This window comes from Winogradskyella sp. (assembly GCF_028289625.1).
Lineage (GTDB): Bacteria > Bacteroidota > Bacteroidia > Flavobacteriales > Flavobacteriaceae > Winogradskyella.
Genome location: NZ_JANQOM010000065.1, coordinates 1 through 12,419 on the forward strand (window position 1 = coordinate 1; position 12,419 = coordinate 12,419).

General features: G+C 34.5%; 14 protein-coding genes and 1 tRNA gene. 9 read left to right on the forward strand and 6 right to left on the reverse strand.

Going from position 1 to position 12,419, the window contains the following annotated elements; all coding sequences use genetic code 11:
* On the reverse strand, positions 1–276 hold a 276-nt coding region (locus Q0992_RS13265), incomplete at its 3' end, for a hypothetical protein (protein WP_299525234.1).
* A gap of 235 nt (positions 277–511) precedes the next feature.
* On the opposite strand from Q0992_RS13265, the gene Q0992_RS13270 reads away from it, so the two are divergent.
* Genes Q0992_RS13270 through pilO form a run of 7 tightly spaced genes read left to right on the forward strand, consistent with a single transcriptional unit; the run spans position 512 to position 7,407 of the window.
* On the forward strand, positions 512–1,189 hold the full coding sequence (locus tag Q0992_RS13270) for a response regulator (RefSeq protein ID WP_299525238.1): 678 nt from the start codon (positions 512–514) through the stop codon (positions 1,187–1,189).
* Positions 1,190–1,201: 12 nt separating this feature from the next.
* Positions 1,202–1,612 (forward strand): type II secretion system protein, encoded by a 411-nt coding sequence (locus tag Q0992_RS13275; protein ID WP_299525241.1) that lies wholly within the window; start codon positions 1,202–1,204, stop codon positions 1,610–1,612.
* Entirely contained in the window at positions 1,612–2,091 is a 480-nt protein-coding gene (locus tag Q0992_RS13280; protein ID WP_299525244.1) for a hypothetical protein, read from the forward strand. Before Q0992_RS13275 ends, Q0992_RS13280 begins: the two co-directional genes overlap by 1 nt.
* A 3-nt stretch (positions 2,092–2,094) precedes the next feature.
* The gene (locus Q0992_RS13285) at positions 2,095–3,504 is read left to right on the forward strand and encodes a GspE/PulE family protein (RefSeq protein ID WP_299525247.1); all 1,410 of its coding nucleotides are present in this window, start codon (positions 2,095–2,097) and stop codon (positions 3,502–3,504) included.
* A 39-nt stretch (positions 3,505–3,543) separates the two neighbouring features.
* Positions 3,544–5,697, forward strand: a complete 2,154-nt coding sequence (locus Q0992_RS13290) for a general secretion pathway protein GspD (protein ID WP_299525250.1) — start codon at positions 3,544–3,546, stop codon at positions 5,695–5,697.
* Positions 5,697–6,911 carry a hypothetical protein gene (locus Q0992_RS13295; protein ID WP_299525253.1) on the forward strand — a complete coding sequence of 405 codons (1,215 nt, stop codon included), beginning with the start codon at positions 5,697–5,699 and terminating at the stop codon, positions 6,909–6,911. Before Q0992_RS13290 ends, Q0992_RS13295 begins: the two co-directional genes overlap by 1 nt.
* Positions 6,892–7,407 (forward strand): type 4a pilus biogenesis protein PilO, encoded by a 516-nt coding sequence (gene pilO, locus Q0992_RS13300; RefSeq protein ID WP_299525256.1) that lies wholly within the window; start codon positions 6,892–6,894, stop codon positions 7,405–7,407. The genes Q0992_RS13295 and pilO overlap by 20 nt, the downstream gene beginning before the upstream one ends.
* A gap of 171 nt (positions 7,408–7,578) precedes the next feature.
* On the opposite strand, the gene Q0992_RS13305 is transcribed toward pilO, so the two are convergent.
* Positions 7,579–7,652, reverse strand: a tRNA-Met gene (locus Q0992_RS13305).
* Between the two features lie 129 nt (positions 7,653–7,781).
* Here Q0992_RS13305 and Q0992_RS13310 point away from each other — a divergent pair.
* Positions 7,782–8,174 carry an START-like domain-containing protein gene (locus Q0992_RS13310; RefSeq protein WP_299525260.1) on the forward strand — a complete coding sequence of 131 codons (393 nt, stop codon included), beginning with the start codon at positions 7,782–7,784 and terminating at the stop codon, positions 8,172–8,174.
* Between the two features lie 68 nt (positions 8,175–8,242).
* Complete coding sequence (locus tag Q0992_RS13315; RefSeq protein ID WP_299525263.1) at positions 8,243–9,097, forward strand: aminotransferase class IV; 855 nt, start codon at positions 8,243–8,245, stop codon at positions 9,095–9,097.
* On the opposite strand, the gene Q0992_RS13320 is transcribed toward Q0992_RS13315, so the two are convergent.
* From Q0992_RS13320 to Q0992_RS13335, 4 genes are all read right to left on the reverse strand, one after another.
* Entirely contained in the window at positions 9,094–9,648 is a 555-nt protein-coding gene (locus tag Q0992_RS13320) for a YqgE/AlgH family protein (RefSeq protein WP_299525266.1), read from the reverse strand. The two genes, Q0992_RS13315 and Q0992_RS13320, sit on opposite strands and share 4 nt — an antisense overlap.
* 129 nt (positions 9,649–9,777) lie before the next feature.
* Positions 9,778–10,050: an HU family DNA-binding protein gene (locus tag Q0992_RS13325; protein WP_076620986.1), complete on the reverse strand. Its 273-nt coding sequence runs from the start codon at positions 10,048–10,050 to the stop codon at positions 9,778–9,780.
* Positions 10,051–10,245: 195 nt separating this feature from the next.
* The gene (fmt, locus tag Q0992_RS13330) at positions 10,246–11,205 is read right to left on the reverse strand and encodes a methionyl-tRNA formyltransferase (RefSeq protein WP_299525268.1); all 960 of its coding nucleotides are present in this window, start codon (positions 11,203–11,205) and stop codon (positions 10,246–10,248) included.
* Positions 11,202–12,419 (reverse strand): C-terminal helicase domain-containing protein (locus Q0992_RS13335; protein WP_299525271.1); only part of this gene is annotated, 1,218 nt, incomplete at its 5' end. The genes fmt and Q0992_RS13335, both read right to left, overlap by 4 nt.

The following is a 12,419-nucleotide window of genomic DNA, read 5'->3' on the forward strand; positions in this document are numbered from 1 at the left end:
CGTGCCTACCCAGCCGGACCTATTATCGATTTTTATGCCCTGGGTATTGTACTGAAGCCCGATGCCCATCGACAGGTCGCTGCCCAACTGCTTGTTGTACAACGGTACAGAAATATTGGGCTGCCCTGTGTAATAGCTAACGGGCACTTCCTCGAACTGCATCAAGTTCGCCACCGTTGGTGACGGCGGAACGATCTCCGGCAACTCCTGCGCCAAGACCGAAACTGTAGATAAGAATGTCAAAAGGCCTAGCGTTTTAGTGATGTGTGTTTTCATAAATAATGGTATTTGTGATTTTTATAATTCTCATAAGCAAATACAATACATCATTAACATTTAGTTAACAATTGTAAATGAAATGGTATGTAAATTTATTACTCCCCTTTAGGAAAAAACTGTGGTTTTTGCACAGAAAAACTAAGCAAAAACCACAATGTTAATTCTTGCTGACCTTGTAGATTAGCGTTGAACTTTATTGAGCTCTTCCCTTAGGAGTTCGACCCTATTTCTTATGGATAGATTTTTGAATACACTTATCATTGAAGACGAGCCATTAATGGTGGATCCGATAAAAGCTGCTTTAAAGCAGATAGGGGAAAACAACGGTTTATTGGATTTTAAGATAAAGGTTGTTGCAAATTGTGATGCGGCTGCTAATGAAATAAATCGGGCAATTCATTCGGAACCTCTAGACTTAGTTCTTTTGGATATTAATTTATTACCATCATCCGATGGCAAGTATATATCTGGTGAGGATTTGGGGGTTGAAATTCGTAAGTTTTTCCCCAATACAAAAATCATTGCCCTGACTTCTCACAATAATAATTACAGACTTAATAATATTCTTAGAAACCTCAATCCTGAAGGTTTCCTCATTAAAAGTGATGTGGATTTTGAAAAATTGATAAATGCCCTAAAATCGGTTATTGATGATTGTCCCTATTACAGTAAGTTGATTTTACAATTGATGCGCCGTCATATTACTAATGACTTTACGTTAGATCGAATTGACAGGCAATTGCTATACCAGCTTTCTAAAGGTGCAAAAATGAGGCATCTCTCCGACGTTCTTCCACTTTCCAAAAGTGCCATAGAAATAAGGAAACGAAACTTAAAGGAGGTTTTTGGAGTTGGGGAAGGTGATGACAGAAGTCTGATTTTAAAAGCGGAGGAATGTGGATTTATTTAAAAAAAGAAGAAGATGTTATATAAATTAAATAGAAAAACAAAGGGTTTTAGTTTACAGGAAGTATTAATAGTATTGCTAATCATAGGTGTGTTTATGCTGATTGCATTACCCAATCTTATGCCGCTTGTTGTAAAGGCTAAAAGTATTGAGGCACAAATGCAGTTAAAATATATCTACAATAACCAAACTTCTCATCGTTACCTCTATTCCAAATACAGTATGGATTTGTATGAGCTCGATTTTGAAGCACCCAAAACCGTGAAGGAAAATGGTACAAGCAATTATATCTATGAGATTTTGAGTGCCGGTAATACCACCTTTGTAGCTAGAGCTACAGCAATTACGGATTTTGATGGAGACGGTATATTTAACGTTTGGGAAATCAATGAAGATGGGATACCAAAACAAATTATTAAGGATTAATGTTTATTCTAAAAATCATATTGTTAGCCTCTATAGGTATTATTTTTTATCAAGACCTTAAGGAACGCCAGGTCTATTGGTTTTTGTTTCCCGTATTGGGTCTATGCAGTGCCTTATTATTTTATAATAGCACATTGCCCGAACTGTTTTATGTTTCCGTAAGTATGAATTTTATTTTCATAGCAATACTACTGTTAATCATCTTTGTTTATACAAAAGTGAAGCTCAAAACACGTTTTAATGAGGCCTTGGGATTAGGCGATGTACTTCTGTTTTTTGGACTTGTCTTTTCGTTTTCCACTGTTTCGTTTATAGTGCTTTTTGTGTTTTCGTTAGTATTTGCATTAGTGCTTCATCTTGTTGTAAAGCAGTATTCCAAATTACAATCAGTCCCTTTAGCAGGTTACATCAGTTTATTTTTCGGTGTCACTTACATTTTGTATTGGTCTGGCATCACCAATTCTTTATATGTGCTTTGAATTATGACAAAGGATGATTTTAAAATACCAGTACATTTAACCCAACTCATTAGTAGTGAGCAGGCTTATCAATATGGTATTATTCCTATTGAAGGCAATGCAGAGGGTTATACTTTTAAGTCTAATGATACTTCAGAAAAACTCAGGCAAGAGTTAGAAATTATTCTAGGGAAGTCAATTGTCCTGCAAAGGGAATCTGAAGATAATATTAAACAATACCTTGCCTCTAATTTTAGAAAACGAGAGCAGTCTCATTCTGAGGCATTTCAGTATTCATCTGATTTTTTAGAAAAGCTTCTAGCTACGGCCAAGCACATTGGCAGTAGTGATATTCATTTTGAAATTTATGAGGAACGTTGTCGCGTGAGACTACGTCTCGATGGTAAACTCAAAGAGTACTTTATTATTGAACAGGATCAATATCCAGTAATTATAAATAAGCTAAAAATAAAAGCTGGATTGGATATCTCTGAAAAACGCCTACCACAGGATGGACGAATTTCGATTAAAACGGAACTCGAGGAATTTGATATTAGAGTATCATCACTACCCACATTACACGGTGAAAAAATGGTCCTCAGAATCTTAAGCAAAGATGCCGACCATATTGAATTAAGTGATTTGGGATTTACGAATGAGGAGTTGAAATCCTATTTAGAAACCATTAAAAAGCCCAATGGTATTGTACTTATTTCTGGACCAACAGGCTCGGGAAAAACGACAACTTTATATGCTACCCTAAAACTGTTGAATGACGAAAAAACCAATATTCTTACTATAGAAGATCCGATTGAGTACACCTTAGAGGGCATCAATCAAGTACAACTCAAAGAGAATATCGGTTTGAACTTTTCTAGTACATTACGGACTTTCTTAAGGCAAGATCCAGACGTGATTATGGTTGGCGAGATTAGAGATGCCAAAACTGCAAATATGGCTATTAGGGCAGCACTCACAGGTCATTTGGTTTTATCTACTATTCATACGAATTCAGCTTGGGCAACGGTTTCCCGTTTGATCGATATGGACATTCCCGCATTTTTAATTGCCAGTACCTTGAACGTTAGCGTGGCCCAACGATTGGTGAGAAAATTATGTTCTGATTGTAAAAAAGAAAAGCCTAATATAAAATCAGATTTTCCTGAACAGTTTGAAATTCCGAATACATTGAAAACCCAATTTATACCTGTTGGTTGCCCTACCTGTTATTTTACAGGTTATCAAGGACGAAAGGCAATATACGAGATTATACCTATAACCAAAGCATTGGTAGAATGCATTAAGAATAACCATTTGGAAATTGATGATTATTTGAGAGTGGAAGGCATTGCTACACTTAAAACAAATGCCATAGAACTTATTCGTAACGGAGTTACTTCGGTTGATGAGGTGTATTCGCTATTGATAGAATAACAGTATTGGACTGATTATTTAATTACAAGATCGAACTGAATGAAATTATTTATAAGAATAGTATTTGGATTACTTGTTGTGGGAATTGGCTATTCACAAAATGACCAAAGGTTAGAACGTATTGATGAACAGTTACAACGGCTTTCATCTGATAATATAGGCTTAACAGAGCAACTGGATGCCAATATTTCGCTGAACGATGTATCCTTACCCAATTTTCTTTTGGCAGTTTCAAACATACACAAGGTTAATATTAATGTGTCGCCTGAGTTGAGTACAATTAATATAAAGAATAATTTTTCTAATGTCACCGTTTCCGACATGCTACTTTTTCTATGTAAAGAGTATAGCTTAACCATTGAATTTACGAAGAATATTCTCTCAATAAAGCCTTATGTCGAAGTGCCTGTAGAAGAGGTTTATCCGTTTAAAATAAATTATGAGCCTACCGATAATGCTATAGCTATTGATGTTAAGAACAACCAACTCTATAAAGTCTTTAAAGAAATTATGGACAAAAGCGCCAAGAACCTGCTTTATGCTCCTGGTATGGAAGACTTACAACTAACAGCTTATATTCAACCTTCGGATTTTGATACCGCTATGGATAAAATGGCCTTGACGAATAATATTAGCCTTACAAAAACAAAAGATAATTTTTATGTATTTGATAAAGTCTTTACTGCTAATGAGAACGACAAAACTAATAGGCTAAGTGATCGGATAAGTCCAAACTTAAATTTTAAAATTATAGATTCTACATTACAGTTATTAGAAATGGACTTTAAAAATGCCCCTGTTCGACATATAATAGAGTCTATTGGTGAAGCTTTGGATGTGAATATGTTTATGGCTTCTCCTTTGGATGGTGCTGGTAATACCACTTTAAAAGCTAAGTCAATTAGTTTCGATAATTTACTCATCAAACTTTTTGAACCTCAGACCATAAGTTTGGTAAATAATACAACTACAAATTCACCCAATCGTAATAACTTATCTTCAGCACCTACAGACCGTTATACATTTAAAAAAGAAGACGGGATTTATTTTTTTGGTACAGAAAAACAATTAAGCGTTAGAAAGGTCGAAATTATTAAGTTAAAACATCGTTCGGTTAACATCATGTCCGATCCACAAATGATGATGAGCGGTAATACTATAGTAGATAACTATCAAGTTGCTGAGCAGGGATTTAGAAACCAACTTAATTTTGGATTTAACAATAATAATCTCAATACTGCTATCAATAGACCTCAAAACAGGAATTTTTCAACGAATTCTAATATTTCCCCAACTGATGAAAATGCAGGTGATATTTTAGACCTCATACCAGAAGAAGTTAAAGAGGGTTTAGAATGTAAAATCGATGTAGAGCTTAACAGCATTTATGTTACTGGAACAGGTGCTAAAATTGAATTCTTCAAAAAATTTATTCAAAGTATAGACAAAGCCATTCCTGTTATTCTGATTGAGGTTATGATTGTAGAAGCTCAAGTATCGAGTACTGTAGAGGCCGGAGTGAGTTGGGGTATAGGAAATGAACCAACAACCACCCAAGGGTCATTATTTCCCACAACTGATCTTAATGTAGGCGCAGAAACCATCAATAGAATTATTGGAGGGTTTAGCAGTACGTCCGTTTTTAATTTTGGAAGAGTTGTCCCCAACTTTTTTGCTACGGTAAAGGCCATGGAGACTAACGGAGACCTAAAAATCAAATCAACACCAAAACTCGCGACATTAAATGGGCATAGAGCTTCGTTTTCTAATGGGCAAACCTCTTATTATGCAGTTGTGCAGCGAAACATCATTGGAACCGACAATCCGCAAACTTCTGAAATACGAAATTACTTTCCTATAGATGCTAAATTGGGCTTGGATATTAAACCTTATGTTACAGGCGATAAAGAGGTGCTCTTAAATATAAATGTTATACAATCGAGTTTTGGCCAACGTATTGAAGATGACGCACCACCAGATGTTAGTTCTCGTAATTTTTCCTCCGTCGTAAGAATGAAAGACCAAGATATTGCTGTACTTGGTGGATTAGAGGAGAATTTTTCTAATAATTCAGGCTCTGGTGTCCCGTTCTTAGCTAGAATACCATTGATTAAATGGCTTTTTAGCAAACGCGTTAGAGAAGGCAGAAAGTCAAAGCTTACCGTATTTATAAAACCTACAGTAATCTACTAATGAAGGATAAACTTATTTCATACTTAAAATTTGGCAATCGCTTTTGCGGTGTGGAGCACACACATACACATGGCAAAGAAATCTTTTATGGATTAGTTCTAAAAAAGAAAAATAAACAATTGGATATTGAAAAAAGTTTTGAAATACCAAGTTTTGAAGATTTAAAGACCTCTATTCCAAAAGGGAAACCTATCCACTTGGTGATTAATACCAAGGCCGTTTTAACTAAGCTTATTGAAGACAAAAGCAAGGATATGGAAAAGTTAACTTATAAAGCATTTCCGAATATTAAAATCGAGGACTTTTATTATGAAGTCATACAACAAGAGACCTATCAAGTTGTATCTATTTGCAGAAAATCCCATGTTAACGATTTATTGGAGAAATATGCATTAAATGGCATTACTATCATTGATTTCTCCCTCGGTAACATCTTGTGCTCAACAATCCTTCAATTTATTAAATTGAAAACCATAAAGTCATCCAATGCATTTATAAGCTTAGAGGAAAATAAGATCACCAATATTATAACGGATGACTTAAAAAATGGTCTAAAGTATGATATTAATGGTCTAACCATTAAAAATACTGAACTACTAAGTTTTGCAGCAGCATTGAACTTAATGATTAAAGACCAAGCTTTTCAGTCTAGTTTTTTAGATAAAAAGAATGCGTTGAATATTGAGTTTAATCAAAAACTGTTTACAAATCAATTTTTGAAGATGGGTTTGAGTGTCCTGTTTTTAGTGCTCTTAATCAACTTTTTATTCTTTAATCATTATTATAAGGAGGTAAATTCCCTAAAGGAAACTGCACAGGTTTTAGAGGCGTCAAAAGTTAAAATGATTAATCTGAATGAAAAAGTTCAGAAATCCGAAAAGATGGTGAATGATGTTTTAACAGGTAGTTCTTCTAAAAGTTCATTTTATGCCCATGTTATTATTAATCATCTACCTGAATCCATTTTATTGGAAGAATTCAATTACCAACCTTTGACTAAAAAAATAAAAGATGGCAAGTCTATTGAAAACCATAAAAATACTATTGTTATATCTGGTCATACCAAGGCACGTGTTTTATTCTCGCAATGGATATCTCAACTAGAAACCATCCCATGGATCAGTTCTGTCAATATTGTAAGTTTTGAAGATATTAATAAAGCATCTTCAAAATTCACTCTTAAACTTCAAATTAATGATGACACAAAAAACTAAAAATATTGTATTGGTAACAGGTTTCATTCTAGTTGTTATTATAGCTTACAAATATGCCATAGCAAACACATTTCAGCTAAAGCGTGAGTATAAGACTTTACAGCAAGATGCTTTGGTTTTTGATAATATGCCATTGCAATTGTCCGCACTAAAACAAAAACAGCGATATTACGACTCATTGCTAACAGCATATAGATTAGGTGAAAGTTCCATGCAAAATAGTATGCTAGGTGCCATCAATACCTTTGCTTCATCTAACCAGTTAAAAGTTGTTGATTTTGTTCAACCGCATAAAATAGAAAAAAATAACTTAACGGTAAGTACTTATCAGTTTACTTTAGAAGGTAACTATAATGCTATCATAGAACTTATTTACCGATTAGAACAACAGACTAAATTTGGGGAAATCATCAATCTAAGTTTTAAGAAACAGAAAAATTATAGAACTGGAAAGTATTATTTACAGGCCAGCGTGTTGTTAAGGAGTTTTGGGTGATTTGCATTTTTCAGCAACATCAAGATTTATAGAATCTTTATGGGGAAGCTGTACAATAGTAAAAGCATTAATGCTATCGTATTACATTTTTTTGTTTTCCATGCACTTTAAAGCAAGCTTCAGAACTGTCCACAAAAAAAGCTTGATGATGCCATCAAGCCTTTACTGCTGTAGCGAGATCGAGATTTGAACTCGAGACCTCCGGGTTATGAATCCGACGCTCTAACCAACTGAGCTACCTCGCCATTATTGCGGCTGCAAATATAAAAACAAATTCTACGACAACAAACATAACATTCTAAAAAAATAATTTCAGTCTAAAGTTTTGAATTGTATCATAATTGTATATATTGAGCAAATAATTCAATGCTTATATGGACGATAAAGAAAAATATGAAATGGAGTTTGTGATCCAAGCATCCCCTTCGCTTATTTACCAATATATATCAACACCTTCTGGCTTATCTGAGTGGTTTGCCGACAACGTTAATTCTAGAGGCGAACTATTTACTTTTATATGGGATGGCTCAGAAGAACAGGCAAAATTGTTGACCAAGAAAAGTGGAGAGCGGGTTAAATTCCGTTGGCTAAGTGATGAAGAAGATGGTGCAAGCTACTATTTTGAAATTCGAATTCAAGTTGATGAAATCACCAAAGACGTTTCCTTAATGATTACGGATTTTGCAGAAGAAGATGAAATTGAAGAAGGTAAGATGCTTTGGGATAATCAAATATCAAGTCTTAAACAAGTTTTAGGCTCCCGTTAATCTATAACTAACTCAACTATTATATCTTTGTCTCGGTTTATTTTAAAACTAAATCGAGACTTTTTTTTATGGTAAATTTTAATGGAAACCTTATAGACGAAATTAGTTCGAATATAACACCTGAAAATAGAGGTTATAAATATGGTGATGCCCTTTTTGAAACCCTTAAAGTCGTCAACGGAAAGATCTTTTTTTGGGAAGATCACTACTTCAGATTAATGGCTTCTATGCGCATAATGCGTATGGATATTCCCATGCACTTTACTATGGAGTTTCTTGAAACAGAACTACTAAAAACCGTTGAAGCTAATCATCTAATAAATGCTTCTGCGAGAGTACGATTAAATGTAGATAGAGGAGAAGGCGGTAAGTACTTACCAAATGATGATGCACAGGTAACATTTAATATTATTGCCGAAGCTCTAGAGAGCCCATTTTATAATATTGATAGAAACCGCGATTATGTTATTGACCTTTATAAAGATTTTTTTGTTTCACCAGGAATACTATCAGGCTTAAAGTCTAATAATAAAGCTATCCCAGTCCTGGGTAGTATATATGCTAAGGAAAACAATTATGACAATTGCCTAATATTAAACACCAATAAATCAGTCATTGAGGCACTCAATGGTAATTTATTTTTAGTTAAAGGGGACACGATTAAAACCCCTCCTTTAGAAGATGGTTGTCTAAGGGGAGTTATGCGAAAACAGGTTTTAAAAATTTTATCCCAGGACGTTAATCTATTCGTAGAGGAGGCATCAATAAGCCCTTTTGAGCTTCAAAAAGCAGATGAACTTTTTATTACCAATGTCATAAAAGGTATACTACCTATTACTAAATATCGCAAAAAGGAATATGGAAGGGATTTTGCTCAAAAAGTTGTGGGTCGACTCAATACACAATTGAGGCTGATGTCTTAATTGTAACTAGGATTTTCAGGTGCGTTAGACCAGATACTATACTCACCACCCAACTCTAGCATTTTTTCCCGCCAAAAGGTATTGCAAGACTTGGCTATAATACCATTGTTGTATATGTTTTCAGAAACTAGCCACGCATTAGATTCCAATTCATTGTCGAGTTGTTGCTCAGCCCAACCCGAATAGCCTAAAAAGAATCTAATATCGTCCTTGGATATTTTTTTAGTGTTTATAAGATCGAGTACTACATTAAAATCCCCGCCCCAAAAAATACCGTTGGAAATCTCTATACTATTAGGAATCAAATCTGGGGATTTGTGTATAAAGTATAGATTGTCTTGTTCAACGGGTCCTCCGTTGTATACTGTAAATTCAGACTCTGTACCCTCTATAAGGTCTTTAAGATTATAATCCAAAGGTTTATTTAGAATAAACCCAACGGAACCCAGAGCATTATGATCGGCCAAAAGAATCACTGCGCGATTAAAGGAAATATCTCCGATGATTGATGGTTCTGCAATTAGTAAATTACCTTTTTCGGGCTTAATCATACGATTACATAATTTATCGTCAACTAAATCTAGGATATTTTTGCCACTTAAACAACTTTAACTCCCTAAAAGTTAGAGCAAAAAAAGCCTGCTTAATTAGCAGGCTCTGTATTATTAAGAAAAAATGTCTTAGTTTACAGCGTTACTTAAGTCAGAACCTGCCTTAAATTTCACTACATTTTTAGCTTTAATCTTGATAGTTTTACCAGTCTGAGGGTTTCTTCCGTCTCTTGCAGCTCTTCTAGAAACTGACCAAGAACCAAAACCTACTAAAGAAACTCTATTTCCTTTTTGTAATGCTCCTTCAATGTCAATTAACATAGAATCTAGTGCTTTTTTTGCAGCTGCTTTAGTAATTCCAGCATTCTCTGCCATACCATTGATTAAATCTGTTTTGTTCATAAATGTTAAATTTAAATTGTTAAAAATTAGGTTTTTAAAAATGATTTTTAAAAATCCGTACACAAATTTATGAGGAATATCTAGCTACGCAAGTAATAGCAAGGGAAATAGGCGATTTTGTTGATAAGTAATGACATTTGTTAATAAAGGAATGCACTTTGTCGGATTTTTTACAATGTCAATGGTAATAGGGGTTTACAGAAGTTTAGCATTTTCAGAAAATTCAAATCCATTTAAAAGTGACTTTGCATCCATTTTTCGCTTCCCTGGGAGTTGGATTTCATTTATTTTTATATAACCCCCTGAACATGAAACCTGTATAGTGTTCTTGGTGGAAATAATACGTCCAGCGTCTTGGTTGTGCTTGGCAATTTGTTTTTCTGTACCATAAATTTTTACGGTAAGAAGTTCGTTTTCCCCATTATTTAGATAGCACCAAGCAGTCGGAAATGGGTTTAATCCACGTATTTTATTGTAAATGGTGTCTAATTCTTCTGTCCAATCAATTTTACAATTATCCCGATTGAGCTTGTAAGCGGTCTTTAAGTTTTCAGCCTTTGGCTGAATAGTCGTTGAAACTTCACCTATTTCAATTAATTGAACCGTTTTTATAACAAGTTTACTTCCTATATCCATTAATGTATTATGAAGCTCTCCGACAGTGGTATTGCTTCCTATACTAGTTTCTTCACTTAAAATAATAGCACCTGTGTCAATTTTCTCATCTATAAAAAACGTGGTTACTCCTGTTTTGGTTTCTCCATTTATAATAGCCCAATGGATAGGAGCAGCACCTCTGTATTGTGGCAATAAAGACGCATGAAGGTTAAAAGTGCCGTATTCTGGCATTTGCCATACAATTTTAGGCAACATTCTAAAAGCAACGATAATCTGAAGGTTAGCATTCAAAGCTTTTAACTCCTCAATGAAAGCTTCTGCCTTTAAATTTCTAGGCTGTAAAATGTTTAATTGATGTTTTAAAGCAAATTCTTTTACGGCTGAAGCTCTCAATTTTTGACCACGTCCAGCCTTACGATCTGGGGCGGTAATAACTCCAACTATATTATAATGGTGATTGATTAGTGCTTTTAAACTGGCAACTGCAAAATCTGGTGTGCCCATAAAAACTATGCGTAAATCACGTTTTTCGGTCATATAATGGTGTATGTGTTTGTGTGTGTTATTCTAATTTTATTGATTTCAATAAGCTCCGTAAGACTCCGAATTAATTGTTGTTCAGTACAATTTAGAGTTTGTAATAACTGGCGCGAAGATAAATCTTCGGTTTGTAATGCTTTAAGAATACTATCAGAAATATTTATGTTTTTATCTTTTGAGTTAGAATTTTTTGATAGGCAAACCGAACATAATCCACATGGTTTACCAGTCTTTTCACCAAAATAACGCAGTAGTTGTTGACTTTTGCAAACAGTGTCATTTTTTATATAATCCATAACTGCTTCAACTTGATGATGCTTTAATTGATGCTGTAGTTTAATGATTTTGGCAATGGGATTTATCGTTGTGTCATCTTCGCGAGGTTTTAAAAATGTAATTTCAGAATCGGTGTTGGCTATTTGTAAACTGATGATGCCGTCCTTTTCAAGTTGGTGTAGTTGCGAAATAGCCTGCTTTTCAGAAAGATCGGATTTTTGTAATATCAAGTTTAGGTTTACCTTAGTTTCATAATCAAAAATACCACCATAGGTTCTCAGTAAAACCTTTATCAAGGTGTTTAGGCCCATATGTTTTTCTAAGTATTGGAATAGCCCATCACTTGTAATTAGAAACTGAATTTTAGTTCTAAAATTAAAGTGCTGTGTTAGCGATATAACCGAATTCCGATCTAATAAAATTAAGGCGTTGTAGGTAATGTTCGGATTTAACTCATAAGTTGTGCAAAAGGACTTAAAATCGAATTGATGCGTACTGTTTTCTCCTTCTCCATAGGCAATTTGAAAATAGTTGTTGAGCTTTTTATAGACCTTCTTAATAAATTTTATTGCGGGTAATGTATTTAAAAACTGATTGCGCAAATGGTCTTCGTCGATATGTTGCTTCAAGATAATGGCATGGGCCAATTCACCATCTCTACCTGCACGGCCTGCTTCTTGATAGTAACTTTCTAGGCTTTCCGGTAAGTTGAAATGAATTACTGTTTTAACATTGGCTTTGTCAATTCCCATTCCAAAAGCTGTAGTAGCGACCATAATCTGCTTTTGATCATTGCTCCATTGTTGCAGGCGTTCTTGCTTTTCTTTGTTGGTAATACCGCCATGATAAAAGGCTGCGGAAAACCCTTTTGCTTCTAAATAGTTGTGGATTTCTTTTGTTGCTCTTCGATTCCTAACATATATAATGGAAGCTCC

Coding starts and splice junctions, on each gene's coding strand:
- Q0992_RS13270 (WP_299525238.1), top strand. CDS start 512: ATGGATAGATTTTTGAATACACTTATCATTGAAGACGAGCCATTAATG.
- Q0992_RS13275 (WP_299525241.1), top strand. CDS start 1,202: ATGTTATATAAATTAAATAGAAAAACAAAGGGTTTTAGTTTACAGGAA.
- Q0992_RS13280 (WP_299525244.1), top strand. CDS start 1,612: ATGTTTATTCTAAAAATCATATTGTTAGCCTCTATAGGTATTATTTTT.
- Q0992_RS13285 (WP_299525247.1), top strand. CDS start 2,095: ATGACAAAGGATGATTTTAAAATACCAGTACATTTAACCCAACTCATT.
- Q0992_RS13290 (WP_299525250.1), top strand. CDS start 3,544: ATGAAATTATTTATAAGAATAGTATTTGGATTACTTGTTGTGGGAATT.
- Q0992_RS13295 (WP_299525253.1), top strand. CDS start 5,697: ATGAAGGATAAACTTATTTCATACTTAAAATTTGGCAATCGCTTTTGC.
- pilO (WP_299525256.1), top strand. CDS start 6,892: ATGATGACACAAAAAACTAAAAATATTGTATTGGTAACAGGTTTCATT.
- Q0992_RS13310 (WP_299525260.1), top strand. CDS start 7,782: ATGGACGATAAAGAAAAATATGAAATGGAGTTTGTGATCCAAGCATCC.
- Q0992_RS13315 (WP_299525263.1), top strand. CDS start 8,243: ATGGTAAATTTTAATGGAAACCTTATAGACGAAATTAGTTCGAATATA.
- Q0992_RS13320 (WP_299525266.1), bottom strand. CDS start 9,648: ATGATTAAGCCCGAAAAAGGTAATTTACTAATTGCAGAACCATCAATC.
- Q0992_RS13325 (WP_076620986.1), bottom strand. CDS start 10,050: ATGAACAAAACAGATTTAATCAATGGTATGGCAGAGAATGCTGGAATT.
- fmt (WP_299525268.1), bottom strand. CDS start 11,205: ATGACCGAAAAACGTGATTTACGCATAGTTTTTATGGGCACACCAGAT.